We start from the raw sequence: 12,012 nt of genomic DNA, 5'->3' as shown, positions 1-12,012 counted from the left end.
ACTGTTTTAGTATTTAGTATAAAATTAGGATTAATTTATTGAAAACAAAAATTTAAGAGAAATCATCAATTAAAAAAACAAATAATTCTTTTGGGCCATGGGCACCAAGAACAAGTGTTTTCTCAATATCGGCAGTTCTGCTGGGCCCGGTGATCGTACTGATCATGGATGGCAATTGTGAGCCGTATTTGTTTTTGATCAATTGAAATCCATCCTTAAGATCCATAACCATTTGACCTGTTCTGGCTATGACAATATGGTGATGCGGAAAAATACTGAGTCTTCTTCCTGCTTCATTTTGATTACTCAGCAGTATAGAGCCATTTCTGGCAATTAATGCTTCACACATAGTGATTCCAACCTCGGCCATTTCAAAATCCTTGTCTGTCTTGTAAAAAGGGAATTCGTAAGTGGAAAGTAATTTTTGAAGTTCCGTCTCCCAGCAATATATTTTCCTCCATTTGAACTTTTCAGCAAGTTCAAGAATGTTTTCGATAAATTCAACACCGTCCTGGCAATAAATAAAATTGCCGGATACAGCGGTTAACTGCTCGGCAAATAAAATTTCCGGAATCTCTGTGTTGGGCTTGTAAAGCGGAGTTTCTTCTAAATTCGGGTAAGGGTTATCTCTTTTTTCAAGCAGAGCTTTCCTTATCTTTTTTAGCATTAGCTCCTTGGAGGAAATATTCTCTTGCATAAAAAAATGGATTTGCTGTTATCAGTATACCTGATAACAGCTCCATAAAGTTAATTATTAAGATTCAGAATTTAAAGGCGATACTAAAGGAGCAGACGGATCTGTTGTTTCTCCAACACCCTCATGAAGTAAGCCTTCAGCAGCAGGTTTTTGATCGCCAGTGCCATTCACGAATTCATCATATGTAGTACGGTTGTCAAAAGGACGTTTACCTAAGATTTCTTCCAGATCTGCCTGGAAAAGAATTTCTTTTTCCAGTAGTTTTTCTGCCAGTTTCTCTAAACCGTCTCTTTTATCAATTAGCAACTGCATTGTTCTTACATAAACCTCGTTGATCAGTTTACGCACTTCAATATCAATTAGTTCAGAAGTTTTTTCTGAATAAGGTTTATTGAAATTGTATTCATTTTGAGGATCATGGAAGGAAACATTACCGATCGTACTGTTCATTCCGTAGATAGTCACCATGGCATAAGACAACTTCGTAATTCTCTCCAGGTCATTCTGTGCACCTGTAGATATTTTACCGAAAACAAGGTCTTCAGCAACACGGCCACCCATAGTCATACACATACCATCTGTAAGCTGCTCAGTAGTATACAGGAACTGCTCTTTCGGTAAGTATTGTGCATAGCCTAACGCAGCAACACCACGAGGTACAATAGATACTTTTACCAATGGATCTGCATGTTCAAGATACCATCCTGCAATAGCATGTCCGGCTTCATGATAAGCAACTATACGTTTCTCTTCAGGAGAAATGATCTTGTTTTTCTTCTCTAAACCACCAATAACACGGTCAATTGCATCCTGGAAATCCTGCATATCCACAGATTCCTTATTTCTTCTGGCAGCGATTAATGCTGCTTCATTACAAACGTTTGCAATTTCAGCACCTGCGAAACCAGGAGTTTGTGCAGAAAGTTTCTTAGCATCTACAACAACATCAGTTTTGATAGGTTTCAAGTGGACTTTAAAGATCTGCTCTCTGCCTACTAAATCTGGTTTATCAATAGAAATCTGTCTGTCAAATCTTCCCGGACGAAGTAAAGCACTGTCTAATACATCAGGACGGTTAGTTGCAGCAAGAATAATAATTCCTGAATCTGTACCGAATCCATCCATTTCTACCAGTAACTGGTTCAACGTATTTTCACGCTCATCATTACCACCCATCATGCTGTTTTTGCCACGGGCACGCCCGATCGCATCAACCTCGTCAATAAATATGATACATGGAGCTTTATCCTTCGCTTGTTTAAACAAGTCACGTACACGTGATGCCCCAACCCCAACAAACATTTCTACGAAATCAGAACCTGAAAGCGAGAAGAATGGAACCTGAGCTTCACCTGCAACAGCTTTTGCCAATAAAGTTTTACCAGTACCAGGAGAACCTACAAGTAACGCCCCTTTTGGTATTTTACCACCCAGGTTTGTATATTTTTTAGGGTTTTTAAGGAAATCTACAATCTCCATAACCTCTTGTTTAGCTTCTTCCAGACCTGCAACATCATTGAACGTTACGTTTACCTGGCTTTCTTTATCAAAAAGAGTTGCTTTAGATTTTCCGATATTGAAAATCTGTCCGCCGCCACCGCCGGCACCGCCACCCATTTTACGCATAATAAAGATCCAGAACCCAATAAATAACAACACAGGAATAATTACTGTGAAGAACCATGAATTGAAAGTACTTTGTCTGGTTTCTTTTTCTGCTAAAATCTGGCTGTCAACCGGAACAGTTTTTTGTGATTCTGACAATTGCTTATCCAGTGCATCCATTGATCCTGCAGTAAATGATACTGTAGGTCCTCCGGTTGAACCAAAGTTGCTCTTTGTCTGATACTTTTTATACTTCTCCTGATTAAGACGGTCTGGTTTAATAAATACATCAGCCCTGACCAGGTCTTCATATTTGTAAGCTATAATTTTTTGAACATCACCTGTAGCAAGCATGTTCGTTTCAAATTCCCTGTACGTGATTGTTTTATTGGTATCATTGGTAAATAAAACTGAAACCAGGACAAGGCCTAAAATGATAGCAGCGTAAACCCAGAATATGTTAAAATTTGAACCCTTTTGAGGTTTTTTGGGAATGTTCGGTATTCTCTTAATTAATTTGGGCTTAGTATTTTCTTTCTCTTTCATCGTTGATTCAAAAAAATGTATAAGGTTGTAACTGGTTATGCGCTTTGATAAGAAGTTGTTTGTGCGTCGCCCCATAAATCTTCGATCCCATAAAAATCTCTTTTTTCAGTTTTGAAGATATGAACAACAACATCAAAATAATCCAGGATTATCCATTCTGCGTTTTCTAATCCTTCTTTTCTCCACGGCGTGGCTTCTGTGTTTTTGTAAATTTCGTCTTCTACGCTATCTGCGATAGCTTTCACTTGTGTCGACGAGTCTGCGTTGCAAACTATAAAATAATCTGATACGGAGCTATTTAATTCTCTTAAGTCCAGACGGACTATATCGTGGCCCTTTTTTTCCTGCATGCCTTGAACGGCTATTTCTGAAAGGTAGGTAGAAAGGTTTACTAATTTCTTTTTTACCATTAAAATGTTTTATTTTTGATAAATAACAACTATAAAATCAACTATTGCAAAATAACACTTTTTCAACACTATTTGTTGGTCAAAATCTTATCAAATTATTAGCAGTTGATTCTACCAATAATTTTTTGAAAAGGATGGTGTCAAATTCCGAGCCATTACCCGAAGGAACTGTTATTATGGCAGAGAATCAATATGAGGGGCGTGGCCAGGTAGGCAACAAATGGCATGCTGAGCCGGGTAAAAACCTCACTTTTAGCATTCTTCTCCGGCCATCGTTCATGCAGCTCAGTGAGCAATTTAACTTGAATATGACTATCAGCGTCGCAATTCAGAAAGCTCTGGAAAGCATTATTGGTACAGGTTTGTCTGTCAAGTGGCCTAATGATATCTATTTTGAACATCAAAAGATAGGCGGGATGTTATTAGAGAATATCGTTGCTGGAAGCCGTATAAAGGCTTGTATTGTAGGAATCGGAATCAATGTTAACCAGGAAGTTTTTGAAACAGAGTTACAGCAGCGCGCTGGTTCAATCTATCAAATTTTACACCGGCATGTTGATTTAGTTACGCTTTTAGCAGAAATTTGCAGTCATATAGAGGCTGGTTATTTAAAACTCAAAGCAGGAAACTACAACAATCTGCATAATGAATACTTGAATTATCTTTATCAATTTAACGTAAAAGCCAATTACAGACAAAATGGCGAGATAATTGAGGGAAAAATTGTAGATGTAGGGGAAAATGGATTATTGAGTTTGGAAACTATTAATGGAGTAAAGATGTATAATTTCAAAGAGATTGAATTCGTTAAACCTTAATCATAATTATCAGTCATAATAAATACCAATATAATTTATAAACATGAAAAGAATAACCTTAGTATTTGCCTTATTGTTTTTCACGATTCTTGGAGCTTCTGCTCAGATCGAGAATCCGGTGACCTGGTCTTATGCACAAAAGAAGATCAGCAAAACAGAAGCCATCGTTTATCTTAAAGCAACTATTCAGGATGGGTGGCATATCTATTCTCAAACTGTAAAGCCAGGAGGGCCTGTTAAAACAACTATTAAGTTTAATCCGTCAAAAGATTTTACTAAAGTGGGAACTACAGCAGAACCTAAAGCACTTTCTAAATTTGAGAAGGTTTTTGATATGAACGTTGGTTATTTCGTGAACCAGGTTGTGTTCCAGCAAAAAATTAAATTAAATAAACCAGCGACAGTGGTAACTGGTACTATCGAATTTATGGTTTGTGATGCTTCAAAATGTCTTCCTCCGGATGAAGTGAAGTTTTCTGTACAAGTCAAATAGATTTATAAGGACTATTGAAGAGCGTCAGAATTTCTGGCGCTCTTTTTTTTTGTCTTTTTCTATCGAATATCGAAGTATAGTAAAATATTAGCTATCCGGTAATTCAAACCTTTTTAAACAAGAAATTATAAGTAATTTCACAGCCTTATAGAACGGGGTAATACCCAATCAGGTTAAAAAACATGAGAATGAAAAAGTTAATTTTAATGCTTGGCTTGGTGCTTACGGTGCTTTTAATGCAGTCCAGCCAGAGTTTTGCTTTGATACAAAGTCATGATTCTACTCTAGTAAGCGATGATATTCAGTTTACCGAAATTGGATCTTCGGCAGACAGCGCGGCTAACGCTATTGTTAAAGATAGTGTCAAAAAAGATACAGTAAAGGCTGCCGCTGTGGTTAAACCTGTGAAGGAAATACAGCAAACAGAGCAGGAAAAAACATTGTGGCAAACCTTTATACAGGGGTTGATCGGCGGTTTTATTGCTTTCTTAATGCCTTGTATTTTCCCAATGGTACCGCTTACAGTCAGTTTCTTTACTAAAAAAGCGGGCAGCAGAAAAAAGGGAATTGGACAGGCGGTGATTTATGGCCTATCTATTATTGTCATTTATGTAGCTTTCGGGTTATTGATTACACTGCTTTTTGGTTCAGCTAAATTGAATGAACTCAGCAGCAGCGGATGGTTTAACTTTACCTTCTTTATCTTACTGATTGTTTTTGCGATCTCGTTTTTCGGTGCTTTTGAAATTACTTTACCAAGTTCTTTCGTTAATAAAATTGATCAGAAAGCAGATGATACTAAAGGCTTGGGAGGAATATTTTTTATGGCGGCTTCTTTAGCGCTTGTTTCATTCTCTTGTACAGGACCTATCATAGGAACATTATTGGTTCAGGCAAGCTCTAAAGGTGAAATTCTGGCTCCTGCAATAGGAATGTTTGGATTTGCACTGGCTTTAGCACTACCTTTTACCTTATCAGCGATATTTCCTGGTTTCTTAAGCAGCATGCCTAAATCGGGTGGCTGGTTAAACAGTGTAAAAGTTTGTCTTGGTTTCCTTGAACTTGCGCTGGCCTTAAAATTCTTGTCAGCGGCAGACCTGGTTTGGCACTGGGAGTGGTTTGACAGAGAGATCTTCCTGGTTTTATGGATTGTGATTTTCTTCCTGATGGGTATTTATATTCTTGGAAAGATTAAGTTTTCACATGACAGCGATGTCCCTTATGTTTCTGTTCCACGTTTGTTTTTCGCTATCCTCTCTTTTTCCTTTGCGATGTACCTTGTTCCTGGGCTTTGGGGAGCGCCGGTTAATATCTTAAGTGGAATTGCACCTCCTTTAAATACGCAGGATTTCATTCTGGGTGGGAATAATAGTGGTGGAAATTCACAGTCAACATCTGATTTTCCTGCTGTAGTTAAATATAATGATGTTTTACACCCCCCACATGGTTTTAACGCATTCTTTGACCTGGATGAAGGCTTGGCTTATGCAAAAAAAGTAAATAAACCAGTGCTGATAGATTTTACGGGACATGCTTGTGTAAACTGCCGGAAAATGGAAGATAAGGTATGGATAGATCCACAGGTTGGTCATTTAATTAAAGATGAATATGTTCTTATACAATTATATGTGGATGAGCGCTCTGTTAAAATGCCACCAGAGAAAGTACATTACTCTAAAATTTTAAGGACTACTACAGATGATCTGGGTCGTTGGAATGGCGATTTTCAGGCCACAACCTATAATTCTAACTCACAACCTTTTTATGTCCTTGGCGGGCATGATCTGGTTCCTTTAGTTGCCCCTCAGGGTGCAATTTTTGACGCTAAAGAATACGCCGCTTATTTACAAAGCGGACTTGATAAATTTAAAGCATCCAAGAAATAATGAATAAAATTAAAAACATTGCTGTATTAACATCAGGGGGAGACGCACCCGGTATGAATGCTGCCATAAGGGCAGTAGTCAGAGCGGGAATATATTATGATTTAAATGTTTCAGGAGTACTTAGAGGATATGAAGGGCTAATTAATGGAGATTTTATCCCCATGGACCGGAAATCCGTAGCGAATATTATACAGCGTGGTGGTACCATTCTTAAAACAGCACGGAGCGATGATTTCCGGACTAAAGAAGGAAGACAAAAAGCTTATGACCAATTAAAACTGCACAATATTGATGCAATGGTTGTAATTGGTGGTGATGGTACTTTTACAGGAGCAAATTTGTTTACCAGTGAATTTGATTTTCCAGTGATTGGCTTGCCGGGTACGATAGACAATGATCTTGCAGGAACAGATTTTACGATTGGTTATGATACTGCAATTAATACTGTAGTGAATGCCATTGATAAGATCAGAGATACTGCAGAGTCACATGACAGGCTTTTTATTGTAGAAGTAATGGGCAGGGATTCCGGACTGATTGCTTTAAGAAGCGGAATTGGTGTCGGTGCCGAAGCTATTATGATTCCTGAAGCCAATATGGGCGTAGAAGGATTGATCAAAAGATTAGAGTACGGCAGGAAAGATAAGTCGTCTAAAATTATAATTGTTGCAGAAGGTGATGAAGTAGGCGGAGCTTTTAATGTTGGAGAGGTATTAAAAGAGAACTTCCCTAATTATGATATTCGTGTCTCTGTTTTGGGGCACATACAACGTGGCGGCAAGCCAAGCTGTATGGATCGGGTATTAGCAAGCCGTTTTGGTGTAGCAGCCGTAGAAGGCCTGCTGGAGGGCAGATCAGGTGGTATGGTTGGTCAAATAAACAAAGAAATCTTGTTTACTCCTTTTGATCATGCAATCAAACATATCGATGCAGAAGAGGTAACTCCGGTCTGGTTAAAACTGGTAGAGATCCTTTCTTTGTAGAAATTAATGTGCTTAAATAGTCAATTGAGCATTAATTTTGTGGCATCTTGCTTATCATTAGTATTTTACTTACTTTTGCATCCCCGCTAGCATGAAGCTCCGGGAACTATGTTGAATACATAAACTTATAAAGAAATGGCAACTAAAATCAGATTGCAAAGATTCGGTAAAAAGAGCAAACCTTTTTTCCACGTAGTGGTAGCAGATTCACGCGCACCGAGAGATGGTAAATTTATTGAGCGTTTAGGTTCATACAACCCAAACACCAATCCTGCTACTATCGAAATTAATTTCGAAAAAACATTAGACTGGGTAAACAAAGGTGCTGAGCCTACGGATACTTGCCGTACTATTTTATCTCACAAAGGTATTTTGTACAAAAAACACTTACAAGGTGGTGTTAAAAAAGGCGCTTTAACTGAAGAACAGGCAGAAGCTAAATTTGCTGAATGGTTAGTAGCTAAAGACAGTAAAATCGAAGGCAAAAAAGACAGTTTGACTAAATCTAAAGATGAAGTTAAGAAAACTGCTCTTGCTGCTGAAGCTAAGAAAAATGCAGACCGTGGTGCTGCTATCGCATTGAAAAATGCACCAGTAGCAGAAGAAGTTGTAGCTGAAGAAGCAGAGGAAACTCCTGCGGCTGAAGAAACAACTGAAGAAGCTCCTGCAACAGAAGAAACAAAAGAAGAAGAAGCATAGTAATTTGTAATTCTTGATTATAGCGAAGAATCCTTCATCTGAAGGTTTTCTTCGCTATTTTTATTTAATGTAATAATTGATTTAGATTTTAATGACGCACGAAGAGGCATTTTATATAGGGTATTTTACTAAAACAAAGGGATTAAAAGGCGAACTTCAGCTATACTTTGAATATGATGAACCAGGTTTACTGGACCTTGATGTCATATTTGCAGAAATGAATGGTAAGATGGTTCCTTTTTTCGTTTCGGCTTTTAAAATGCAACCTAACAACACTGGGAATATTTATCTGGATGACATCGACCACATTGACAAAGCACAGCCTCTGCTGAAGAAAAAGGTTTATTTGCCAATCAGTAAGATGCCTAACAGAGACGATGATGATTTTCATTATACTGACCTGGTCGGTTTTATTGTTACGGATGAAACGCATGGCGAACTGGGCGAAATTCTTGAAGTCAATGAATATCCTCAGCAGTTTGTGGCTACAGTTTCTTATCAGGAAAAGGAAATCATGTTTCCATTAAATGATGATATGATTGTTGAGATTGATGAAGATGCGAGTACATTGCTTGTTAAGCTTCCGGATGGCCTGCTTGATATTTACCTGTCTAATTAATTTAAACTTATGCGTTTTGATATCATAACGGTTTTACCTGATTTACTGCAAAGCCCTTTCGCGCATTCTATTTTGCAGCGGGCACAAACTAAGGGGATTGCCGAAATAGTAGTGCACAGCCTGAGAGATTACTCCACGAACAAACAACGTAGCGTAGATGATTATCCTTATGGTGGTGGCAGCGGGATGGTTATGTCGATTGAACCTTTTGCGCGTTGTATTGATGCACTAAAAGAGCAAAGGACATACGATGAGGTTATTTTCATGACACCAGATGGTGTAACATTGGACCAGTCTATGGCCAATGAATTATCAGGTATGGAAAACGTGATCATTTTATGCGGTCATTATAAAGGAATTGACCAGCGGATCCGTGATATTTATGTGACACGTGAAATTTCTATCGGGGATTACGTTTTATCAGGAGGGGAATTACCTGCAGCAGTTCTTGTAGATGCTATAGTAAGGTTAATACCAGGTGTATTGAATGATGAAACGTCAGCTTTGAGCGATAGTTTTCAGGGCGGCCTGCTTGACGCTCCCTTGTATACCCGTCCTGCTGATTATAAAGGTCACCAGGTGCCTGAAATCCTTTTGAGCGGACATGAGTTAAAGATTAATAACTGGAGGCATGAGCAGGCTCTGGCGCGTACGCTGAAGCGTCGTCCGGATCTGCTGGAAGACTAGCTGGTTTCTGTAAATATTATTCTCTGCAAAATCTTTTAATTCTTTAATAAATAATTTATTTACCTAATTAGTTATTTACAGGTGAAATTATTTATATATTTACGAAATAACATTTGTGGCCTGTTTAGCAGGTCTCTCGTAAATCGTGTAAATAAATTCAATAAGAATGAGTGAAAGTATAGATAAGTATAAGATCAATTATTTCTTAGACAAGCTTACCGTTAAGGAATATAAGTTTGCAATGAAAATGATTCCTAAATTGTTGAATATCTCGATGAATACGTTTCATAATTACCGGAGGATAAAAATTGGAGAAAGCCAGGACGTCCCCTATGAAAAAGTTAAACTCATGGAAATTTTATTTGACGCAGAAAGCGGAGCATTGGAAAACACAAAAATGAATGGAAAAAGCCTTGTGCAATTGCTTAAAGGCCAATGACAAGAATAATTTAATACATATTGACAAATAAAAAAAAGATGAATTATTGTGGATTTCGTAAAGAATGTTGAAAAAAAACAAGAATCACTTTTTTTTATTAAATAAAATTCCTAATATTGCAGTCCGATTTTAAACAACAAAAAGTCGGCTTAATAGCTTAAAATCATGGATTTAGTAAAATTTGTTGAAGAGCAGGTAATCGCAAAGAACGAGTTTCCTGCATTCAAATCAGGAGATACAGTGAGTGTTCACTATAAAATTCGCGAAGGTAATAAAGAACGTGTTCAAATTTACCAAGGTGTAGTCTTACAACGTAACAGCGTAGGTGCTAATGAGACGTTTACTGTTCGTAAAATGTCTAATGGAGTTGGAGTAGAGCGTATCTTCCCAATTAACTCGCCAAACATCGCTAAAATTGAAGTTAACAGTCACGGTAAGGTGCGTAGAGCTAAGTTGTTCTATCTTCGTGAATTGACTGGTAAAGCAGCTCGTATCAAGTCTAAGAGAGTTTAATTTCTCTACAAAATATATAGGCCTTCCCGATTCTGTCGGGGAGGTTTTTTTGTTTGTACCTGCCTCAGTATAAAGTTTTGCCGATTCTCTGCAGGATTGTTCCCTTTAACCTTCCGCTACACAACACCTGTATAGTGGGAAGAGGCTTTGAATAAAGCGATGTAAAGCTATCAATAAGGTTTCTTTAGTTATAAACCGCATCGTGCCTTTTAAAGTTCATCCAAATGACCGGAAAGCTTTTAGTCTGATAAAGAAATCCGATAAAAACAAAAAGGGTCAATGATTGATGTACACATACATCAATCATTGACCCTTTTTGTTTGCTTTGCGCTCTTGAACTAAGCGAGTTCGCCAAGAATAGTAATCCCACCCTTAACTACCTGGTTCAGTTCCAGGTTAACTTTTGTACCAACAGGAAGAAATATATCTACTCTGGACCCGAATTTAATAAAGCCGAATTCTTTGCTCTGTTCCACTACATCACCTTCTTTAACATACCATACAATCCTTCTGGCAAGTGCTCCTGCAATTTGTCTGAATAGTACCGGTGTTCCGTTTGCGTGCTCTACAACAACTGTTGTACGCTCATTTTCCGTAGAAGATTTTGGATTCCATGCCGCAAGATATTTTCCAGGATGATATTTGAAAAATTTAACGACCCCAGCAATTGGATTTCTGTTTATATGTACGTTTACAGGAGACATAAATATAGAAACCTGTAATCTTTTGTCTTTGAAATATTCATTTTCCTGAGTTTCTTCAATTACAACAACTTTTCCGTCAGCCGGGCAGATGATCAGGTTCCCGCCACTCACGAATGGTCTGGATGGATTTCTGAAAAACTGGAGCACAGTAATGAATAGCGCGAATGAAGCAATATACACTGCCCACCTTAACCAGGTTACATCAGCAAATCTGTAGTCAATAATGGCATTGAGGACGAAGATAAAAAGGAGAGAGAGTGCGATGGTTGTATAACCTTCTTTATGTATTGTCATTTAAATATAAATATGTTTGATGCAAAATTGTGAAAAATATACGGGAATCAAGCTAAAGAATAACGATCAGGAAATTGTACGGTAAATGTGTTTAAGATTTCTGCCTAATTCATCGTAATCCAGCCCATAGCCTACCACAAATTCATTCGGGATTTCAAAGCCTACATATTCAAGCTCTTTAATCGGTGACAGTATGGCTTCTGGCTTGAAAAGCAGGCTGCATACACGCACAGACGCAGGCTGCTGCAAATAAACCTTTTCTAATATATATTTTAAGGTCAGGCCTGTATCCACAATATCCTCTACTAAAACCAGGTGGCGGCCCTTTAGATTGTCCGGCAAACCAAATATCTCTTTCAATTCTCCGCTGCTGGTTAGCCCGCCTTTATAGCTTGAAACCTTCATAAAGGCTACTTCACAAGGGATTTCTGTTTCCTTAAGCAAATCTGCCATAAATAAGAAGCTACCATTCAATACCCCAATAAAAAGCGGGCGTTTATCTTTATATTCAGCATTGATTTGCGCTGCAATTTCTTTTGTACGCTCATTAATGCGTTCGTTCGTGATCGATATCCCGAACTTTCTATCTCCAACTTCTATCGTATTCATCATTTCTTTA

The 12,012-nt window shown here is 38.0% G+C and carries 14 protein-coding genes; 9 read left to right on the top strand and 5 right to left on the bottom strand.

The genetic code is table 11. From position 1 onward, the window contains the following. Window positions 1-52: 52 nt before the first annotated feature. The 3 genes from LY11_RS05640 to rsfS are packed head-to-tail and all read right to left on the bottom strand — an operon-like array spanning window position 53 to window position 3,258. Complete coding sequence (locus LY11_RS05640; protein WP_111632760.1) at window positions 53-697, bottom strand: LutC/YkgG family protein; 645 nt, start codon at window positions 695-697, stop codon at window positions 53-55. A gap of 57 nt (window positions 698-754) precedes the next feature. Further along, entirely contained in the window at window positions 755-2,848 is a 2,094-nt protein-coding gene (ftsH, locus tag LY11_RS05635) for an ATP-dependent zinc metalloprotease FtsH (protein ID WP_111632759.1), read from the bottom strand. Window positions 2,849-2,883: 35 nt separating this feature from the next. Then, complete coding sequence (gene rsfS / locus LY11_RS05630) at window positions 2,884-3,258, bottom strand: ribosome silencing factor (RefSeq protein WP_068404664.1); 375 nt, start codon at window positions 3,256-3,258, stop codon at window positions 2,884-2,886. Between the two features lie 44 nt (window positions 3,259-3,302). Between rsfS and LY11_RS05625 the strand changes: the two genes are divergently transcribed. The 9 genes from LY11_RS05625 (at window position 3,303) to rplS (ending at window position 10,395) form a co-directional block, all read left to right on the top strand. Further along, window positions 3,303-4,076 (top strand): biotin--[acetyl-CoA-carboxylase] ligase, encoded by a 774-nt coding sequence (locus tag LY11_RS05625; RefSeq protein ID WP_111632758.1) that lies wholly within the window; start codon window positions 3,303-3,305, stop codon window positions 4,074-4,076. Between the two features lie 43 nt (window positions 4,077-4,119). Beyond that, entirely contained in the window at window positions 4,120-4,569 is a 450-nt protein-coding gene (locus LY11_RS05620; RefSeq protein WP_111632757.1) for a protein-disulfide reductase DsbD domain-containing protein, read from the top strand. Between the two features lie 188 nt (window positions 4,570-4,757). Further along, window positions 4,758-6,455, top strand: a complete 1,698-nt coding sequence (locus LY11_RS05615) for a protein-disulfide reductase DsbD family protein (protein ID WP_111632756.1) — start codon at window positions 4,758-4,760, stop codon at window positions 6,453-6,455. Next, window positions 6,455-7,438, top strand: coding sequence for a 6-phosphofructokinase (gene pfkA / locus LY11_RS05610; protein WP_111632755.1), 984 nt, complete (start codon window positions 6,455-6,457; stop codon window positions 7,436-7,438). The genes LY11_RS05615 and pfkA overlap by 1 nt, the downstream gene beginning before the upstream one ends. A gap of 135 nt (window positions 7,439-7,573) precedes the next feature. Continuing rightward, window positions 7,574-8,137, top strand: coding sequence for a 30S ribosomal protein S16 (locus tag LY11_RS05605; RefSeq protein WP_111632754.1), 564 nt, complete (start codon window positions 7,574-7,576; stop codon window positions 8,135-8,137). 91 nt (window positions 8,138-8,228) lie between these two features. Then, on the top strand, window positions 8,229-8,756 hold the full coding sequence (gene rimM, locus LY11_RS05600; RefSeq protein WP_111632753.1) for a ribosome maturation factor RimM: 528 nt from the start codon (window positions 8,229-8,231) through the stop codon (window positions 8,754-8,756). A gap of 9 nt (window positions 8,757-8,765) precedes the next feature. Next, window positions 8,766-9,443, top strand: a complete 678-nt coding sequence (gene trmD, locus LY11_RS05595; protein ID WP_111632752.1) for a tRNA (guanosine(37)-N1)-methyltransferase TrmD — start codon at window positions 8,766-8,768, stop codon at window positions 9,441-9,443. A 166-nt stretch (window positions 9,444-9,609) separates the two neighbouring features. Continuing rightward, on the top strand, window positions 9,610-9,882 hold the full coding sequence (locus tag LY11_RS05590) for a hypothetical protein (protein ID WP_245952620.1): 273 nt from the start codon (window positions 9,610-9,612) through the stop codon (window positions 9,880-9,882). 165 nt (window positions 9,883-10,047) lie between these two features. Continuing rightward, the gene (gene rplS, locus LY11_RS05585; protein ID WP_041883657.1) at window positions 10,048-10,395 is read left to right on the top strand and encodes a 50S ribosomal protein L19; all 348 of its coding nucleotides are present in this window, start codon (window positions 10,048-10,050) and stop codon (window positions 10,393-10,395) included. A 338-nt stretch (window positions 10,396-10,733) separates the two neighbouring features. Here rplS and LY11_RS05580 read toward each other — a convergent pair whose 3' ends face one another. Continuing rightward, entirely contained in the window at window positions 10,734-11,393 is a 660-nt protein-coding gene (locus LY11_RS05580) for a phosphatidylserine decarboxylase family protein (protein WP_111632751.1), read from the bottom strand. Window positions 11,394-11,459: 66 nt separating this feature from the next. Then, window positions 11,460-12,005: a hypoxanthine phosphoribosyltransferase gene (gene hpt, locus LY11_RS05575; protein ID WP_317047979.1), complete on the bottom strand. Its 546-nt coding sequence runs from the start codon at window positions 12,003-12,005 to the stop codon at window positions 11,460-11,462. Window positions 12,006-12,012 lie beyond the last annotated feature (7 nt).

It is taken from the genome of Pedobacter cryoconitis, assembly GCF_003259615.1.
Lineage (GTDB): Bacteria > Bacteroidota > Bacteroidia > Sphingobacteriales > Sphingobacteriaceae > Pedobacter > Pedobacter cryoconitis.
This window is presented reverse-complemented; position numbering and strand designations above follow the sequence as displayed.